This is a genomic window from Arthrobacter sp. TmtSoilC48 (assembly GCF_059739425.1).
This window is the reverse complement of sequence record NZ_AP046049.1, coordinates 1,624,109-1,641,152: the sequence shown is the minus strand read 5'-3', so window position 1 is coordinate 1,641,152 and position 17,044 is coordinate 1,624,109. Positions and strand designations below refer to the sequence as shown.

The 17,044-nt window shown below is 60.8% G+C and carries 15 protein-coding genes; 7 read left to right on the top strand and 8 right to left on the bottom strand.

The annotated features are described in order from the left end of the window. Positions 1 to 20: 20 nt before the first annotated feature. Positions 21 to 422 (bottom strand): hypothetical protein, encoded by a 402-nt coding sequence (locus tag AC6I97_RS07790; RefSeq protein WP_497944606.1) that lies wholly within the window; start codon positions 420 to 422, stop codon positions 21 to 23. Between the two features lie 181 nt (positions 423 to 603). On the opposite strand from AC6I97_RS07790, the gene AC6I97_RS07785 reads away from it, so the two are divergent. Further along, positions 604 to 1,071 (top strand): hypothetical protein, encoded by a 468-nt coding sequence (locus AC6I97_RS07785; protein ID WP_497944605.1) that lies wholly within the window; start codon positions 604 to 606, stop codon positions 1,069 to 1,071. A 12-nt stretch (positions 1,072 to 1,083) separates the two neighbouring features. Beyond that, on the top strand, positions 1,084 to 1,710 hold the full coding sequence (locus AC6I97_RS07780; protein ID WP_497944604.1) for a hypothetical protein: 627 nt from the start codon (positions 1,084 to 1,086) through the stop codon (positions 1,708 to 1,710). Positions 1,711 to 1,792: 82 nt separating this feature from the next. On the opposite strand, the gene AC6I97_RS07775 is transcribed toward AC6I97_RS07780, so the two are convergent. The 4 genes from AC6I97_RS07775 to AC6I97_RS07760 all read right to left on the bottom strand — a co-directional run bounded on the left by AC6I97_RS07775 (position 1,793) and on the right by AC6I97_RS07760 (position 7,523). Continuing rightward, positions 1,793 to 2,959: a hypothetical protein gene (locus tag AC6I97_RS07775; RefSeq protein WP_497944603.1), complete on the bottom strand. Its 1,167-nt coding sequence runs from the start codon at positions 2,957 to 2,959 to the stop codon at positions 1,793 to 1,795. Between the two features lie 116 nt (positions 2,960 to 3,075). Beyond that, positions 3,076 to 3,963 (bottom strand): MBL fold metallo-hydrolase, encoded by an 888-nt coding sequence (locus AC6I97_RS07770; protein ID WP_223946688.1) that lies wholly within the window; start codon positions 3,961 to 3,963, stop codon positions 3,076 to 3,078. A gap of 107 nt (positions 3,964 to 4,070) precedes the next feature. After that, complete coding sequence (locus AC6I97_RS07765; RefSeq protein ID WP_497944602.1) at positions 4,071 to 6,482, bottom strand: S8 family serine peptidase; 2,412 nt, start codon at positions 6,480 to 6,482, stop codon at positions 4,071 to 4,073. Between the two features lie 204 nt (positions 6,483 to 6,686). Next, a complete protein-coding gene (locus AC6I97_RS07760; RefSeq protein ID WP_497944601.1) occupies positions 6,687 to 7,523 on the bottom strand; it encodes a hypothetical protein in 837 nt (278 codons plus the stop codon). Positions 7,524 to 7,832: 309 nt separating this feature from the next. Here AC6I97_RS07760 and AC6I97_RS07755 point away from each other — a divergent pair, with 309 nt between their 5' ends. After that, the gene (locus AC6I97_RS07755; RefSeq protein WP_497944600.1) at positions 7,833 to 8,549 is read left to right on the top strand and encodes a DUF6270 domain-containing protein; all 717 of its coding nucleotides are present in this window, start codon (positions 7,833 to 7,835) and stop codon (positions 8,547 to 8,549) included. Positions 8,550 to 8,596: 47 nt separating this feature from the next. Here the strand turns inward: AC6I97_RS07755 and AC6I97_RS07750 are convergent, their stop codons facing one another. Genes AC6I97_RS07750 through pdhA form a run of 3 tightly spaced genes read right to left on the bottom strand, consistent with a single transcriptional unit; the run spans position 8,597 to position 12,356 of the window. Then, complete coding sequence (locus AC6I97_RS07750) at positions 8,597 to 10,057, bottom strand: dihydrolipoamide acetyltransferase family protein (RefSeq protein ID WP_497944599.1); 1,461 nt, start codon at positions 10,055 to 10,057, stop codon at positions 8,597 to 8,599. Beyond that, positions 10,045 to 11,145 (bottom strand): alpha-ketoacid dehydrogenase subunit beta, encoded by a 1,101-nt coding sequence (locus tag AC6I97_RS07745; RefSeq protein WP_497944598.1) that lies wholly within the window; start codon positions 11,143 to 11,145, stop codon positions 10,045 to 10,047. The genes AC6I97_RS07750 and AC6I97_RS07745 overlap by 13 nt, the downstream gene beginning before the upstream one ends. Next, positions 11,142 to 12,356 (bottom strand): pyruvate dehydrogenase (acetyl-transferring) E1 component subunit alpha, encoded by a 1,215-nt coding sequence (gene pdhA / locus AC6I97_RS07740; RefSeq protein ID WP_309925505.1) that lies wholly within the window; start codon positions 12,354 to 12,356, stop codon positions 11,142 to 11,144. Before pdhA ends, AC6I97_RS07745 begins: the two co-directional genes overlap by 4 nt. 171 nt (positions 12,357 to 12,527) lie before the next feature. Between pdhA and AC6I97_RS07735 the strand changes: the two genes are divergently transcribed. From AC6I97_RS07735 to AC6I97_RS07720, 4 genes are all read left to right on the top strand, one after another. Next, the gene (locus tag AC6I97_RS07735; protein ID WP_224165120.1) at positions 12,528 to 12,992 is read left to right on the top strand and encodes an Lrp/AsnC family transcriptional regulator; all 465 of its coding nucleotides are present in this window, start codon (positions 12,528 to 12,530) and stop codon (positions 12,990 to 12,992) included. Between the two features lie 59 nt (positions 12,993 to 13,051). Further along, the gene (locus tag AC6I97_RS07730; protein ID WP_497944597.1) at positions 13,052 to 13,621 is read left to right on the top strand and encodes a YdcF family protein; all 570 of its coding nucleotides are present in this window, start codon (positions 13,052 to 13,054) and stop codon (positions 13,619 to 13,621) included. Positions 13,622 to 14,049: 428 nt separating this feature from the next. Further along, entirely contained in the window at positions 14,050 to 15,204 is a 1,155-nt protein-coding gene (gene wecB, locus AC6I97_RS07725) for a non-hydrolyzing UDP-N-acetylglucosamine 2-epimerase (RefSeq protein WP_224165123.1), read from the top strand. A 161-nt stretch (positions 15,205 to 15,365) separates the two neighbouring features. Then, positions 15,366 to 17,018 (top strand): hypothetical protein, encoded by a 1,653-nt coding sequence (locus tag AC6I97_RS07720; protein ID WP_497944596.1) that lies wholly within the window; start codon positions 15,366 to 15,368, stop codon positions 17,016 to 17,018. Positions 17,019 to 17,044 lie beyond the last annotated feature (26 nt).

The window sequence follows — 17,044 nt, the reverse complement described above, 5'->3', positions numbered from 1 at the left end:
ACCAGGCCTAGCCCAGGCGATTAGCTGCGGTTAGCGGCTGCCTTCCGATGCCCACCTGCCGAGAGTGCCATGCCCGTGAGGAGAAGGCCGACTGCCCAGAGAGTGAAGCTGCCGTCCAATCCCGTAGTGGCCAGGGAGTTGGAACTCCCGACGCCGGTCGCAACGCCCGCGGTCAGCACACCCAGGGTGCCACCCAGTTGGGCGCCACTGGTTCCTGCAGTGTTGATCCCGGAAGTGTTGATGCCCGCGACGCCATACGCGGCGCCCCCAATCTCGGTACCCGGGTTGTTAGTGCCAACGTCAGCGCCCAACCCAAGTCCACCACTACCAGCAGGCTCGTTTACTTCCGGCGGATTGACCACTGGAGGGTTCACCACCGGCGGATTCCCTACCGGTGGGGTGACCACCGGAGGATTCACCACTGGAGGATTCTCAGCCGGAGGATTCTCTGCCGGAGGGGTGACCAGGGGAGGATTCACAGCTGGCGGGGTGATGGCGCCAACTGAAGCGCCACCGATGCCAAGCGATGTGGACCCTACCGTGACGGGGGCGGTGAGTGGGGCAACCAACTGAGTGCCGGAGAGGATCCCGTCACTTCCAGTCGTGGTGCCACTTGGTGCGGTTCCCGCAGGAGCACTCCCACCGGAGGTACCAGCTGTGCTGGCCGAAGAATCACCCAGCACACCAACCGAGGTCGAACCAACGGTCACCGGAGCGGCAACCGGAGCAACCACCTGGGTCCCGGAAGCAACGCCATCGGAACCGCTCGTGCTGGACCCTGACGTCGAACCCGGGCCGGAAGTACCGGACGAGGTGCCAGCGCCAGTGGCCGACGAATCACCCAGCACACCAACCGACGTCGAACCAACCGTCACCGGAGCAGTAACCGGAGCAACCACCTGGGTCCCGGAAGCAACGCCGTCGGAACCGCTCGTCGTAGCAGCGGGAGTAGCGGCAGCAGGTGCGCTGCCTGTATTCGAGGGTGCGCCGGACGTGGCTGATGAATCTCCACCCACACCCGCGGCAGTGGCTCCGATGTTAACAGGGACCAATATCGGAGCCACTACCTGAGCGCCGGATGCGATGCTATCTCCCCCCGACGTTGTTGCCTGCGCTGGCGCTTGGACCGGTGCAGAACCTGTTGTTGCTGCTGGTGTTGTCGTGGCCGATGAGTCCCCCAGGACACCCGTCGACGTCGATCCCACCGTTACGGGGACCGTCACCGGTGCAACTACTTGGGTACCGGAGGCTGTGCCGCCAGTACCGTTGGTGCCAGCCGCCGGCGTCGAACTGCTTGGTGCAGTTGCCGCGGCAGGTTGGGCTGGGCCCGTCGCAGTGGAGCCCCCCAGCAGACCCACTGAAGACGAGCCCAGGTTTATGGGCGCTGTTACAGGCGCGACTACTTGTGTCCCGGAAGCAGCGCCGTTGGAACCGGTGGTGCTGGCAGCTGGCGCCGTCCCTGTGGTCGAAGCGGCAGCTGGCGCCTTTGTGGTTGCGGAAGAATCTCCCACGAGGGCCAATGACGTTGCGCCTGTGCTGACTGGCGCCGTCACCGGTGCCACCACCTGTGTACCGGAAAGGGTTCCGTCCTTTCCGCTGGTCGTATCTTCCGCGTTGGCCGCGGTCCCGCCGAGGGCAATCAAGCCTCCGGCAAAGCATGTGCCGATCAGGCACCTGCGAATTGTCGAGTTCATTGTGATCTTCTCCTGAAGGTCGTGTTCCCAAGGACGTCCGATGACGGATCGTCCTGCTAACCATCGGCCGCTTGTAGAGGCGCGGCTGGGTTGGGGAACTAGTCAGGAGATGAGCCGGGATCGAAAGAAACCGGCTTTGGATGGTGTTCATTGCTGGCCGTTGCTTGACCAGAAAGTGTGTCTGCAGGAACGATCAGCGCACCATGCAGGAAGGCTGCGGCAGGGCTTGGCGGCCCGTTTTGTGAGGTACCCGAGCCCGCGCCGATGACACCAAGGGGTGCCACATCCGGGTCTGCAGGCAGTTCGGCTGGAGCCTCGGGTTCGACCATGACAGAGGCGCCGGCTACGGCACTGGATGAAGCAGGAGCAAAACCTCGCGCCAAAACAAGAGCCACTGAAACGTCGGCAGTGAGCGTGGGCGGGGTCCCGAGCGGCAGGTCAGTGGATTCCGTGGCCAAACCTTCGTCCGACGGAGTCGCTGATGAGGTCCCGACGGCGGGAGGCGGCACAGCTCCAGCGCCCGGCGTCGCGGGGAGCATAGCCCCGTCGCCGCCCAGGAGCGGGGGAAGCAGGCTTCCGGGTCCGGAAATCGGAGGCAAGACGTTGCCGACAACCGGCAGGATCGTGTCGATGACCTCAACGATGGGGACTGCAACCGGGTTGGTCACGTCCGTCACGGGGTCCAGGCCAACTGGTTCCAGGACATTGTTTACCGGCGGAACAACCGCCGCGACGGCGTCGTCAATGGCTCCGGTAGCTGGTTTGAGTGCCGTATCTACAACGTTGCCGACCGCGCCCTTGGGTACTACCCGGTTGACCACTGGAACTGTGGCGATGACCTTGTCCGTGGAGTCCGCCACCCGGTTAACCACGGGAGTTACAGCAGGAACGTGCACGGTTATCGGGTGCGCCGGGACAACGGCTTTGGCGGGGGCCGGCGCGGGTACGTTCGGCACGGGGATGGTGACGGCTGGTGCGGACGGCTTGGGCCCAACGGAAGTAGCAGCGGACGCGGCCGCCTTCTTGACCGCACCCGCTGCAGCATCGAGAGTCTTGTTGGTTTGCTTGCTGACGATGTCGGCTGACGAAACAGTTGAGGACACCGAAGACGTCACTCCGCCTACCAGCGAATGGTTATCGGTGATGCCGGAATCGGCGTTGGCGGCCGTCGCGGACAATGCCATCCAAACTGCGGTGCCGACGCCAGCGATCATGACGGAGCGGAGAATCTGAGTAGCGCGCGGAATAGCGCGAATGGCCTTCATCTCGACACCCCCCAGGTAGCCGCAAACCGATGGTCGACTTCATCCTAGGACTGGTCTTACCCAATAGTCCATGGGGAGACGGTAATCAAGATGACAAATTTATAAGGAACCTTCATTTATGAAGAAGGATAGAAGCCAGTCTTCCCGGGGCCAACGTCGGGCGTGGCCAGGGACCCGCCAGCAGCCCTACCGTGCTGGGCATTGGTCTCTTGGAGCCGCTTGATGAACCAGCGCGACTGCTCCGGTCCATACGGAAGCACCGGGATGGCCTTGGTGGCATCGTTGGGCATATCGCGGATGGACTGGGTTGCCTGCCGCACTGCAGTGCTCATGGTGTCGGCCATGGTCTTGACGAATTCGTCGCTCGCAGGCTTGCCATGGCCCGGGACCAGGAATTCGTAGCGGTGACGCAAAGCCGAGATGTGCCGGAGGACGTCCGCCCATTCCTCGGGATACGAGTCCTCAAAGGAAGGATGTGCGCCCTGCTCAACGAGGTCGCCGACGAACAGTGTCGAGTTGGTCCCCACCAGGAGGTCACCGTCCGTGTGGGCGCGGCCCAGGTAGAACAGTGTTGCGGTAATTCCGCCAAGGTCCACCAGAACAGGCTGGTCGCCAACGATCGCGTTCGGAACAACGATGTCGACGGCGTCGCCCTCCCCCGCGGCCATCTCGGGTTCGTTTGTGGCGACGAAGCGACGCTGGTTGTCGGCGTCCCTCTCGATGGTTGCCGCACAGTTGGCGTGCGCCCAGAACTCTGTCACGCCGTCGTCGGCAAAAACAGCGTTACCGAAGAAGTGGTCGTAGTGGGCGTGGGTGTTGACTACCACCAGCGGAAGCTGGGTCTTTTCGCGGACAGCAGCGAGGATCTCCCGGCCTTGGCGTGGGCCACATCCGGTGTCGATGACCATGGCGAGCTCACTGCCCACCACGAGCCCGGTGTTGAGTAAGGATCCCTCGGTTTCCAAGACGTAGTTGTCCGTGCCAAGTTCGTGCCAAGCTGACAATGAGTTCTCCGTATCCAGTGCAATCCGGCGATGTTCAGGCCTCGATTCTACCCATGCGCAGCTGGGAGAAGCCGGAATGACCCGGTGGCAGGTGAACTCGGACTGGACTAGACGATGGCTGTCATGACATTCCAGCCGGAACCAATCTGGCGGGCAGCAAGCCAACCACCGGAACCGTCACCGGGGTACAGCCACAAAACACCGGACCCGTCGCGGGCAACGACGTCAATCTTGCCGTCCCCATTGAAATCACCAGGGCCCTCAATGGCGGACATGACATTCCAGCCGGAACCAACCTGGCGGGCAGCAAGCCAACCACCGGAACCGTCACCGGGGTAGAGCCACAAAACACCCGACCCGTTGCGGGCAAGAACATCAGCTTTGCCGTCCCCGTTGAAATCGCCGGGGCCCTCAATGGCGGTCATGACATTCCAGCCGGAACCAATCTGGCGGGCAGCAAGCCACGCACCTGAACCGTTGCCCGGATAAAGCCACAAAACACCATTGGCATCACGGGCGATCACGTCGGCTTTGCCGTCCCCATTGAAGTCACCAGGCGCCTCGATCGCGGCCATCCCATTCCAGCCGGAGCCAATCTGACGGGCAGCAAGCCAACCACCTGAACCATTGCCCGGGTACAACCACAAAACACCACTCGTATCCCGCGCAATCACGTCCATCTTGCCGTCCCCGTTAAAATCACCGGGTGACTCAATGGACGTCATGCCATTCCAGCCCGCACCAACCTTGCGGGCGGCAAGCCAGCCACCGGAACCGTTGCCCGGGTACAACCACAAAACACCGCCGCTGTCCCTGGCAAGGACATCGCTCTTGCCGTCGCCGTCGAAATCAGTGATTTTCTGAGAGGACGTCTTGAAGGTGAACTTCCACTCAGCCACTGATAATGGGACCAACGAATAATCTGCAAGAGCACGGGCACTAACGGTCACTGCCCCGCTGCCCGAGTAGGTGCCAGGGGCCAGAACCTTTCCGCCCACCACGTATTCAACGCCAGCCGTGGCGGGAATCGTGTACGTATCGTTCGAGGTGCCGTCCCGGTCTGTGAATACGACTGGCGCAGGCGTTACCGGAAGATGCCCACCAAACGTTCTGAGGGCGGCTGTGGCATCAACCAAACCGGCCCCGCATCCGGCCGGGCAACCAGCAGGAAGTGGTCGGGACGAGTCCTTCAGCTGCTGTTCCAAAAGCGCTGGAGTGAGCGCACTGCCCTCTGTCGAGTAAAGGAGAGCCGCAAGGCCTGCCACGTGCGGCGCGGCCATGGACGTTCCCTGCATGAACGCGTAGCCCGGCGTGCCCTGCGTAGTTGTCCCTGAGTTGTAGGTGGACAGGATGCCGTTCAACCCCGAGGAACTCATGTTGCCCCCGGGAGCAGTCACATCCACAACGTCCCCGTAGTTGGAGTACGGCGCCTTTGCTCCTGCCCTGTCGCTGGCGGCAACGGTGATGACATTCTGGCAGTTTGCAGGGCTGGAATCGGCCGCCTGAACATTGGAGTTTCCAGCAGCGACAATGACCGCCGCGCCAGCGTTATGCGCGAAATTGATGGCGTTTTGGTAGGTGGCAGAGCAGGGCCTGATGCCGCCAAGGCTGAGGTTGATAACGCGCGCAGGGTTGGGATTGATTGGTGCCCCGGTAACAACGCCGCCTGCCGCCCAAATGATGCCATCTGCAATATCCGATGAATACCCACCGCAGGCACCCAACGCCCGCACCGGCAGGATTTTTGCCTTCGGGGCCACGCCCGTTACGCCGATGGTGTTGTTTCCGATAGCTGCAATCGTGCCCGCCACATGGGTTCCGTGCCACGAAGAATTAATCTGCGCGCTGCCCACCTCGCATTGATTTGCCGTGGACCAATCGCCAGGGTCTGTAGGGTCCGCATCCCTGCCGTTCCCGTCCCGGGCATCGGCGGCATCGGACATCATGTCGTAGCCGGGCAACACATTGGCGTTGAGATCCGGATGGCTCGTGATGCCGGAGTCGACCACTGCGACGACTACGCCTTCACCATGGTTGTATTGCCACGCCCCGGAAGGCCGAATGCCGGCCAAATCCTCCGAGAGATCCCACTGCGTCGAATAGTAGGCATCGTTCGGATCAGCCGCGACCTGCATGATGTCGTCAGCTTCGGCGTAGGCAACGTTGGGATCCGCACGAAGGGTCTTCAGGAATTGGTCAGCAGCTGTCCCCGAAATTGCCTTGGCAAGTTTGATGACCTGCCCGCCCGCTGCGTTTTGGTGCGCGCTTTCGGCAGCCACTCCGAGCTTGGTGGCCGCGCGATCTGCAGCCTGCTCCGCAGTAGCCGCAGCTGCGGCTGCTTTGACGTTGTCCCGCAGCCCGACAATGAACTGATCCGTGGCCACTTCAGGTGCCGGACGAAGTGATTGCGGTGGGCTCGGCAGGACGTCATTGTCATCCGCTACAGCTGGCTGAACGGCCAGTCCCGCCGTGATGATGAGCGTGGCCAGTGCGAAGCCTACGGTCCTCAGAGAGCGCATGCGGGGATTTTTTACCATGTTTTGGGCATTCTACGACGGCGACAGCGCACGATGTACGGCTGCTCGCGGGCAACTGGAGACCACCAGCTGACCCCCACAGAAAATTGTACGCAGGGTCGGCAGCACTTTTGGCCAAGTCTTTGCGAGGATTTGTCCAAGATTTGCCCCACAAAAGGCAGGACCCCGCGGCAGGCTTGCGGCTACTTAATCCTTGGTCGCTGGCTGGGCACGCTCGAACCCCATGGCTGCGAGTCCGGATTGCCAGTCGGGGCTTGCTGCGACCGTAAGCGCCTCGACGTGGATGGGCTTGGGCGGTGCGACATGTCCGTTTCCCCACTCCCCCAAAAGGACATGGATTTCATTGTCCGGGTGCGATGCCGACAGAAAAGGATTCATGTGATCCTCAACGTGAGAGAAATCCGTGCTGTTCTGCATGTAGGCAACAACGTTGCCTCGTGGCTCCCGATAGAGCTCAACAAGGTTGGTGGTGACGTCGTCGGGGAGCCGGGACATAGGGTCCTCACCCTTGACGCCGTAGCAAACTTCCGCAAAGCGCTCAACGGCGGGCAACTCGTATTTGGCAACGTTTGTTTGAGGGTTCGAAACTATGGCCAGCGAGCCGGGGAAATGTGCAGAGAAGAACAGTGATGCAAACCCACCGCCTGATGCGCCGTAAAAGACGAGTCGCTGTTGTCCCCACGTGCCCACGATGTGATTGATGATTTGGAGGAGGTTCTTCTGGATGTTCATACGTGAATTGCCAACAAACCATCCAAGGTTCAACCGGTTGGTCAGGACCAGGCTTGGGTCAGAGATGAAGATTCGATTCACGTGGGCATCGGACGAGACGCCCATGCCGCCGAAAGCGGGAAGCGTCCAGGATGGGTCGATGGCGCCTTGAAAGAAAACCACGGTGGTATCAAAACCCCGGTTTTGGCAATTGACATCGATGGGAAGACCGTTTTCAACAATGATCTGATACCCGGGTGGGATCTTGGACGCGTTGAGGAACGCCTGTACACCCTTGTAGTTTGTGACCATGTGCTTTGAGGGGTCAATGACACGGGGCCTGGAAGGACAGGGGTGATCGGGCCCGTCATTTTGACCGTTCAGAAAGAACGCTTCGGCACATAGCTCGCAGAACCCAAAGCCCATATCGAACGCATAAGTACGGCGTTCAGCGAAGCCTTCTATTTTCCCCACTAAGACAAGATACCCGAACGGATCCGCCCCGGACGAACCGGCCGGGACGCTTCCGGACCCTGCGTCAAACAGCTGTGGGCGTGTCAGAAGCCCCCACCTGTCTTGCTAGGCTGGGGGAATTCTCTTCCGACAATGTGGGAGTTCATCTTGCCTGGCTTGTTCATTTACGGCAGCTGTGTGTCCCGTGACACGTATCCTTTCCTCGACAAAGACTGGTCCATAGTCGAATACGTCGCCCGCCAAGGGATGATAAGTGCAGCCTCCCCTCGCGGCGTTCTTCGTGGTGAGAGTTCACTCACCTCCAAGTTCCAGAAGCAATGCGCGCGAAACGACATCCGCTCATCTCTGTTCGACACCATAGATCGGTCGGCAGGCGCCACTGACCTATTCCTGCTGGATCTGGTGGACGAGCGGCTGGGAACTTATGAGCTAGGGCAGGGTTCATACGTCACCAATAGCTGGGAGCTGGGCGAAAGCAAGCTTCTGCAGCAGCAGGCGAGCGAACCCCGGCTCATTGCATTCGGCTCGGAAGAACACTTCGCGCTCTGGTCAAAGTCTGCAACTACCGTTGTGCGGAAGATCAAACAAACAGGACGCCCTATGCTCGTCCTGGCTCCAGAATGGGCTGAAGCATCCGATAGCGGGCTTTCCGGCCTCGTCTACAGAGGCCTCTATGCTGCAACGTACAACAAGGTGTACCAGCGCTACTTCGACCACCTCCGCGAAGAAGGTTGCAACGTGCTGTCGATTGGCCAGGATGTCGTAAAGGCGGCTGCGGGGCATCAGTGGGGCCTCGCCCCGTATCACTATGTGGACGCGGTCTACCACCAGATGCGGGACGCAATCACGGCAGCCGCGAACTAACTTCGCACACAGTGGGGTCGGCGCCAATCGGCACCGACCCCGTCTGCCTACATATCCGCGAGCGCCCCACCAGGGTTCTCGATGGCGTCAGCTACATATCGGAGGAAGCCGGCTGCGGTCTCGCCGTCGCACACACGGTGATCGAAGGCGAGGGTCAACTCGGTAACCTTGCGGACGGCAAGTTCACCGTTGACCACCCACGGCCTGTCGATGATGCGGCCCACGCCGAGCATCGCAACCTCTGGGTAGTTGATGATCGCGGCCGAGCCGTCTACTCCGAACACGCCGTAGTTGTTCAGCGTGAAGGTGCCAGAGCCAAGCTCAGTTGGTGTGGCCTTGCCTTCCCTCGCCACCGTGGTGAGGCGCCGGATCTCGGCGTCCAACTCGCGGGCGCTCAACTGGTGTGCGTTCCGGACAGACGGGACCACAAGACCGCGATCCGTCTGTGCTGCGAAACCGAGGTTGATCCCGTCGAAACCGACAATCTCTTGGGAGCCGTCCTCGCGGACTTCAAAGCGCGTGTTCAGGGCCGGGTACTTTTTTAACCCAGCTGTGACAAATCGAGCGATGAAAGCCAGCAGGCCTGGTGTGTCATGCGGAGCGCGCTTCTTCAGTTCAGCCCGCATCTCAAGCAAAGCGGTTGCATCCACGTCCACCCAGACCGTCGCCTCCGGGATCTCCGTGCGGCTCTTGGCCATGTTCGCGGCAACTGCCTTGCGGACTCCACGGACCGGGGTCCTGGCCGACACAGCCAGGCCGGTACGGGAGTCCAGATCACCTTCAGCAACCGGCACTGATACAGGACCAGCAGGAGCCTCAGGAGCTTCCGGTGTAGAAATCGCAGCTTCCACATCCCGACGCATGATCAGCCCACTGGCACCCGAGCCCTGGATAGTTTCAAGGGAAACACCGTGGTCCCGGGCCATCTTCCTGACAAGCGGCGAAATGACGGCACTGAGCTTGCCCGGGATGCGTGTTCCGGCGACAGCCGGCTCGGAAGCAATCGCCGCTTCGGCCCGGGCCTCCGTTTCGCGATCGACGACGGCGAGGCTCGTCTTCCGCGGACGGGTCCGGCCTCCAGTCACGCCACCAGGAGTGCCGTATCCGATAAGTACGTTGCCGGAACCGGCTTTCTCCTCGGTGCGATACGTCTCGGCGGCCGTATCAACCTCGGGCGAGGCCACGATCCCGGTGGAGACCGCATCTTCGGCAGAGGATGGAGTCTCCGGCGCAGCAGGAGCAGCGCCGGAACGAGCGATGGAGATCAACGGCTTGCCGACGTCGAGCGTTTGGCCGGCCTCACCGTGAAGCTCCGCCACGGTGCCCGCATAAGGCGAGGGCACTTCCACCATGGACTTGGCCGTCTCGACTTCGGCGATCGGCTGATCCACCTTGATTTCGTCCCCGACTGCGACCAGCCAGTTCACGAGTTCGGCCTCGGTGAGGCCCTCCCCCAGGTCCGGCAGGCGAAATACCTGCATATCTGAGCTCACGGTCAGTCCTCCCATTGAAGGTCGTCGACGGCGTCGAGGATGCGGTCGACGCTTGGCAGGTAGTAGTGCTCCAACTTGGGAGACGGGAACGGAACATCGAATCCCGTCACACGGCGGATCGGTGCAGCGAGGTAGTGGAACGCCCGTTCCTGGACGCGGGCCACGATCTCGGAGGACACGGAGGCGAAGCCGTGCGCCTCGGCGATCACGACGGCGCGTCCCGTCTTACGCACGGACGCACAGACGGTTTCGTCGTCGAAGGGAACGAGAGTCCGGACGTCAATGACCTCGAGCGAACGGCCCTCTTCGGCGGCAGCAGCCGCCGCTGCGAGCGCCGTGGGAACGGAGGGACCGTAAGCAATCAAGGTCGCGTCAGTGCCCGGACGAGCGACAGCCGCGCGGCCCTCGGTGGAGGTGCCGGCGTCGTGCTCTGCGCGCAAGGCGTCCAGGTCCACCTGGTCCTTGGACCAGTAGAGCTTCTTGGGCTCCATGAACATCACGGGATCATCCGAGTCGATGGCTTCACGGAGCATGCGGTAACCGTCCGCAACGGTGGCTGGTGTGTAGACCTTCAGGCCAGCGGTGTGGGCGTAGTAGGACTCGGAGGAGTCGCAGTGGTGTTCCACTCCCCCAATGCCGCCGGCATACGGAACGCGGATGACCAGGGGCATCTTGAGCTTGCCCTTGGTGCGATTGTGCATCTTGGCGACGTGGCTGACGATCTGTTCGAACGCCGGGTAGGCGAACGCATCAAACTGCATCTCGATGACGGGCCGCATGCCGTTGATGGCCATTCCAACAGCCATGCCGACGATGCCGGATTCTGCCAGCGGGGTGTCGAAGCAGCGCTGCTCGCCGAACTCGGCCATGAGGCCGTCGGTGATGCGGAAGACACCGCCCAGCATGCCGACATCCTCGCCGAAGACCAGCACGGAGGAGTCGGCACGCATGGCATCGGCCATCGCTGTGTTGAGCGCCTTGGCCATGGTGATGGACTGAGGGCCGCTCGCTTCAGCGGTAGCTGCAGCGGACGCGGCGGCGCTTGCGGTGGCGGCGCTGACGTTGGCGTTGGTTGTGCCGGTGGCATTGGTGGTGATGGTCATTTTGCGCTCTCCGTTCCGTGTTCGGCGCTTTCAGCGCGGGCGAGTTCGTCAGCCAGCAATTCAGACTGTTCTTTCAGCTGTGGGGTGGGCTTGGAGAACACGTACTTAAAGAGGTCCAGCGGCTGTACGGGGACGTCTTCACCGAGGCCCTCGCGCAACTGGGTTGCCACGGCTTCTGCATGTTCGGCAATGCGCTCATTGGCGGCGTCGTCCAGAAGTCCCTTGTGGGTGAGATAGGACTTCATTCGGCTCAGCGGATCCTTCGCCTGCCATTCAGCCACCTCGCTGTCGGGGCGGTAGCGCGTGGCATCGTCGGCGTTGGTGTGCGCCTGCATGCGGTATGTGTGCGCCTCGATCAGGAGAGGTCCGGAGCCTTCGCGGGCCAGCTTCACTGCCCGGTCCATTACGGCGAGGAGCGCGACGAGGTCGTTGCCGTCCACCCGCTCACCGGCCATTCCGTAGCCGACGGCCTTGTGGGCCAGCGACGGTGCCACCGACTGGTGGCTGAGCGGAACGGAAATCGCGTATTTATTGTTCTGCACGAAGAAGATGACCGGCAGGTGGAAGACTGCCGCAAAGTTCAGGGCCTCGTGGAAGTCGCCCTCACTCGTGGCACCATCGCCGCACATGGCCATCACCACGGTGTCCTCACCGCGGAGTTTGGCGGCATGCGCGACGCCGACGGCATGCAGCAGCTGTGTGGTCAGCGGTGTGCACTGGATCCCGACGTGGTGCTTCTTGGGGTCGTAACCACCATGCCAGTCACCGCGGAAGATCGTCATCGCTTCGACAGGATCCACGCCACGGGTCATCACTGCGACGGCGTCGCGATACGTCGGGAAGAGCCAGTCACCTTCGCTGAGGCACATGGCAGCCGCCACCTGGCAGGCTTCCTGTCCGTGGCTCGACGGATAGACGGCCATGCGGCCCTGCCGGACGAGCGCAGAGTTCTGATCGTTGACGCGACGTCCGACGACGAGCTGCTCGTAGGCAGCCATGAGTTCAGCATCGCTTGGCGTGGGGTACTCGTGGCCGGGTTCGGTGCCCTGCTCTTCGTGGGAGCGGAGGGTTCCATCCGGATTCACCATTTGGATCTGGTGCCGGGCGGGCAGCATGTAGTCCTCTACGCTGATGCCGAATTTTCTCTGGACGTCAGCAGCTGTGTCCTCTACTGCCGTTTCCGGCGCAGTGTGGTCTGCGTGGATCGTCATTGGTCCGTCCTTCTCTAGCCACTATGTGCTTCCAGTATGTTCCGGACGGAGGTTTCGTATCCAGCTTTCATTCAAATCATGGAAGAGCATGCCGGAAGTGGCTATTCTGAAAGACGAATTGCAAATGTGAGCTGGGTAACGAGCCAGTCCTGTAGACGAATTGGAGACCACGTGAGCGAGACCGAGGCGGAGCAGACTGCCGTGCCCCTGGACGATGTTGACCGGGACATCATCCGTGAGCTCACAACAGACGGCCGGATGTCCATTACGCAAGTGGCCGAGAACGTGCACATCAGCCGGGCGCATGCGTACTCACGCATTGCCCGGCTTACCGGCGAGGGCGTCTTGACCAAGTTCACGGCATTGGTGGACCCGATCAAAGCGGGCCTGCGATCTTCGGCCTACGTCACCCTCAAGGTCCAGCAGCATTCCTGGCGTGAACTCAAGGAGCTCTTGCGGGCGATCCCCGAGGTTCACCACATTGCGCTGGTGGGCGGCGACTTTGACGTCATCCTGCTTGTCCGCGCCACAGACAACATCCACCTCCGCCGTGTGATCTTCGACCAATTGCAGTCCATGGAGGGAGTGCTGGATACCCAGACTTTCCTGGTGTTCGAGGACGTTGATACGCGGTAACTGCCCGGGTGGTAGGTGCCACGTACGGAACGCACATTTGAGGACCATAGACTGTCCCCGTGCCCCTCAAAACCGCCTCCGTCACGCGCGTCGCCCTGCGGGCTGCAGTGTCGGTCGTGGCAATCGCGCTGCTATGGCTGATTACCGCTTTTCAGTTCTTTTACAGCCCTCCGAGAGCAGTGCCTCATCGGACCGACGCCATCGTCGTTTTGGGCGGATTAAGTAAGGAACGACTTCCCGTGGCCCAGGAACTCCAGGAAAGCCTGGACATCCCCATTTTGGTGGTCTCCACGACCGGCCTGTCCGGCAACGTGGAGGGCGACGCTTTGTGCCATGAAGACGACGCACCTGACCTGATTTGTTTCCGGCCCTCACCGCTGAATACGCGAGGCGAAGCCAAGGGCCTTGCGGAGCTGATCGCCCAGAACGGATGGAAGTCCGTCACCGTGGTTACGTCCGACTACCACCTCATGCGGGCAGGTACTTTAATGCGGCAATGCACGTCTGCTGAGATCCAAATGGTCGGCTCCCAACCCGACCTTTCAGCCGGCGCATGGCTGGACCGATTCGTCGTCGAAACAGGTGGGCTCATCGACGTGTGGATGCAGCCGGAGTGTTCTCCTCACTAAGGTAGAGGGAAGAACTGTCAGAAAACACGTCGCCGAGCGACCGTCCATGGAAGGTGCACAAGGTGAATCCAACACCCGTCGGCCCGCTTCCAGCGGGCCGTCACTACAGGCGCCGCCGCTTGCGCCACAGTCTCCCCTCAGTCCCCGCACGGACGTCACCTGCGCCCATAACCGACCACCCGCGGCCTTCGTCAGCCCCAATTCCCATAGTCCCTACCAAGAGCTCCGAGCAGCAGCAGTTCAAGCGTCGCGTGGCGCTGGTTCTTGTCGTTCTGGTTGTTGTGGCCGTGCCGACTCTTCTGGCAGTCCTGCTGTTGGCGGGCTAGCCCATCACGGGGCCGCGCAAGCCCCGATTCTGGCTCAGCGGTCAGCTCCGATAGGATGTTGAGGTCTCTGTCTGTCGCAAGATCGCTCTCTTGGGGGAAAACGTGCCCAGCATTATGCCCATTTTCGGTACTCGTCCGGAAGCCATAAAAATGGCGCCCATTGTTCACGCTTTGCACGAATCCGAAGAGTTCGACTGCATCGTAACCGTCACGGGTCAGCACCGGGAAATGCTCGACCAGGTCAACGACCTTTTCGGTATTACTCCTGACCACGATCTCGATATCCTCCAGCCCGGCCAGTCGCTCACCGACATCATGACGCGCACGATGACCGGGCTCGACAAGCTTTTCTCGACAAACAAGCCAGACGCCGTCATCGTTCAAGGCGACACCACCACGTCGACGGCCGGAGCGATCGCCGCTTTTTACCACGGCATCCCCGTAGTGCATGTTGAGGCAGGCCTCCGTAGCGGCAATCTCCTGTCGCCGTTCCCCGAAGAAGCCAACCGCAAGATCACCAGCCAAATCACGACGCTGCATCTTGCGCCCACTACAACCAGCCGGGCCAACCTCCTTGCCGAAGGCGTATCTGCCGAGGACATCGTCGTCACCGGCAATTCCGTGATCGACGCACTCTTCACCACAGTAGACAAGCAGATTCCCTTCACGGATCCGCAGCTCGAGGAACTCGCAGCAAGTGGTCGCAAGATTCTCCTTGTCACCACACACCGCCGCGAAAACCAGGGTGACGCTATGCGCGGCGTGGGCCGCGCGCTGGCCCGCATCGCGGACGCCGAGCCGGACCTCGTCATCGTCCTGCCCGCCCACAAGAACCCGGTTGTCAGGGAAGCGGTGCTGCCCGCTCTCGAGGGAAAGCCGAACGTGGTAGTCACGGAGCCGTTGGCCTACGGGGAGTTCACCCGAATGCTATCCCTGGCACACATCGTCCTTACCGACTCCGGTGGAGTCCAAGAGGAAGCCCCCAGCCTCGGCAAGCCCGTTCTGGTGATGCGGGAAAACACGGAACGTCCTGAAGCCGTTGAAGCCGGCACAGTAACTCTCATCGGGACCGATGAGGAACGGATCGTCTCCCAGGTTGATCGCCTCTTGAACGACGCCGATCATTTCGATGCCATGGCCAACGCCGTCAACCCGTACGGTGACGGTCGCGCCTCGGAACGTACAGTGGCCGCCATTGCCGAGCTCCTCGGCGTCGGCCAGCGGATCGACGAATTCGGTGTGACTGTTTCTGTTTAGTAAAGACGGTACTTGCAACAGGTCTGTCATGAACCGTTAGCACAAATTACAGTGCTTTTGGCTGCTTGAAAGTTGATGTCAAGTCATTGAGTTTGGCGTGCCCGCACGCCATTCTTTTGGCATAGGTCCAAGGTCTCACCCTACGAGCCCAAGGATCCACCGTGGCAAAGTTCAGGTCCGAGACGTCCCTCCCACCTACTGTCAACGCCAGACATATTGTGGCCAGCCTCCTGGCCGTATTTGTCCTGGTAGTAGGTTTCCTGCACACATCGCCGGCCCAAGCGGCTGCATCACCCGTCTATCCCATAAGTGGCTACTTCATTTTTGGGAGTAGCAGCGACACCGTGAACTTGGAGAAACTCTCCGCCATCAAAGCAGTCGGTGGGGACACCGTCGTAACCTTTGGGTCGCGGATAAAGCCCGCCACCCTGACGGATATCCCTGCCGACTGCAAAGTCAACGGGACAAACTGTGCCCAGGCAGCAGCAGCCGGTGTAAACGTCAACCGATACTTCACATACTCAGATAACGCCCTGTGGGGTACGCCTTCGCATGTCTGCCCCCGCGATATTTCCCTTACCGGAAATGGTAAACCTTTCACAGTTTTCGTACTGCCCAACCAAGGCAGCAGTTGCACTTCATCGAATGGCCTGTATGACGTCGTAGTCGTTAGCGGCGCAACAGCCTCGGGGACGGCAGGTGTTAACGTCTCAGTTGCCAAGACGGCTACTTCATTGGGAATGAAGTACTATGCCGGGCTCCCAATACCGGTTGCCCGCACAGACTACGGGTATCTCCCGGATGTCACGTATCTTCCTGCCTTTACGCAGTTCACCGATCGATTCCTTCGCTACCAAAGGAATGTCATAAACGTAGCCGGTCTCGGTGGTTTCTACCTTTCTTATGAGATGCCTGTAACCAGCGGCACGACGTTCGACCCCATCTTGAACCTATACCGCATTCAGAATCAGGCTATAGCCCGCATACATCCGGAGCGCGGCGGACTCGTGAGTCCCTATTTGGACGGCAGGAAGACTGGTGGCCTCACGACTACACAAGTCCGCGACGGTGCCGAGAAGATCGGCATGACGGCAGGCAACAACAGCCTTGTGATAGCCATTCAGGATGGTATGGGAACGGGCAAGTCCGGCGCATTCTTTGGTAACGAAGCCTCAAGCCCCGTCGATCCATACAATGCCTCCATCGTGGGAAGCGGCACCTGGGGTAGTAAATACCAGGCACCGGTACGTGACTATTTCGCGGCCGCAGCTGAAGGAATCGATGGCACCGGAGCGCAGCTGTGGGCCAACCTCGAAGGCATGGCGCCGGCGACAAGCCAGAACCCATGTGACAGCAATTTGCGGGGCCAAACCACTAAATCACGGGTTGACAGGCAGCTCCAGCAGTTGGGTAACGCCCCCATGAAGGTCATCTCCTTCATGTGGGACGGCTACTACACGTGCACCGGCACCTGGTCTCCACTCGCTGAGCGGATAAAAGCCGGCAATATGACGCCCGTAATTACGGATTCCATCTTCTACGGCAACGGAGATGTTCTGGTTACAGGACATAACTTGAGTGGCGGAACCGTGACTATAAAGTGGACGGACGTCTATGGCCGGACCTATGAAAAGACAGTGACAGCTGCAAACTACAACCCGGATTATGGCGAGCAGCGTGGCATCAATCCACGGCTTGAGTCAGTCACGGCCAAACTGGGCAGCACCTCGCTCGGGATTGGCAAGTACTACATGATCGACGTCGTGAATGGTGCGGGCGCAAAGAACGACGCATTTTACTCAGACCGCGGCTAAGAGTTCCACAGATAACAAACGAGGAG